The organism is Ereboglobus sp. PH5-5 (assembly GCF_029504805.1).
Lineage (GTDB): Bacteria > Verrucomicrobiota > Verrucomicrobiia > Opitutales > Opitutaceae > Ereboglobus.
The window spans coordinates 1-1,285 of sequence record NZ_JAQFIT010000041.1; the positions used below are offsets into that span (position 1 = coordinate 1).

Sequence of the window (1,285 nt, forward strand, 5' to 3'; positions counted from 1 at the left end):
CGGGAGGTCCAGACAGAAGTTGACCCATCGGGGCATCGAGAAGGAGTGGGGATAAAAGCAGGACGCGAGGGTCGATTTGAGGGGACTTTTCGCGGAGCAATTGAGCCGGGGTTTTGTTGGCGCGGGAGCGGTTGGTGCGCGCGAAGTTGTAGTAGTGCTGGTAGGTTGTTACCGCAGCCATGAACTGGCCGGCTCCGGCAAAGTTTTCCATGTCGAAGAACTCGTTTTCGATCGTGGCGTGAACGCTTTCGACATCGGCGTTGCAGTTGGGACGGGCGGGGGGATTGAAGCGGTGGTGAGCGCCCATGCCCAGGATGGCGCCGTGGAAGCCGTTGGGCCGGTAGTGGACGGTGTCGCCGTCAAACTCAGAGCCCAGATCGGTGCGCACCTCGACAAGCGAGAGGTCGATGGCATGGGCCTTGAGGTGTTCAAGCACGCGGGCGATGGCGAGGGTGGCGCAGGTCTTTGAGAGCTCGCTTGAGTAAGCCAGAAACATCGCCCCGGTTGATTCGCAGCGGATGGTGTATTGGAAGCGGGGAAGCCCCCGGGCTTGCATCTGGGGCCAGTAATGGGGGATGTCGGTGAGGTATTTGGTGTCCATTTGCAGGCGTGTGAGGGGGGCGTGGGCCGCCTTGATGGCGCGCAGGTCGGCCTTGCGCTTGTGCTTGCGGGGACGCTTTCGCACCAGCGAGGCGTCGCGAAGTATGCGATGCGCGGCGCCCTTGCCCACGGGCAGGTCAAACATTTCGACAAGCCGGCGGGCTCCGAAACAGGGGGCTTTTTTGCGCGCCTCGATCACGCGTTTTTCGTCCGCGGGCTTGGTGCGCGCGGGCTGGTTGAGGGGACGGCGGGAACGGTCGGCGAGGGTGTCGTCGCCGGCCTGCCAGCGGCGCAGCCACTGGCGCACGGTGTTGCGCGCGCAGCCAAACTGGCGCATGGCGGCGCGGATGCCGTGGGCCTTGGCGTAACGCACCAGTTGGTGGCGCAGTGAAAACTTGTCTTTGCATGAACGGCTCATGGCGGTGTAGAGTTTGTAGTGGGAGTCGGAATGAGTTTGCATACCTCAGCTTCGCATTGCGGGGCGTCCGGCTCCCACTTGTTTTTAAAACCTGAAGCAGGCGAGCCGGCGGCCCCAAGCGACCGCCGGCTCGCCTGCTTCAGGTGGCTCCGGAGCCATCCGATGCCTCGGTTGCCAAGCACTCGCAATGATTGGAGCTTCATGGTGTTGACTTTTGCTTTGCTTCCGGGCCGTTGCCCCGGGTCAACATGTCTATGGGTCTTTCTG

General features: G+C 62.6%; 1 protein-coding gene. It reads right to left on the minus strand.

Features of this window, described 5'->3' with window-relative positions:
• The coding region (locus tag M2103_RS13185; RefSeq protein ID WP_277511149.1) for a helix-turn-helix domain-containing protein at nt 1-1,060 on the minus strand (1,060 nt) is incomplete at its 3' end.
• Between the last annotated feature and the right edge of the window lie 225 nt (nt 1,061-1,285).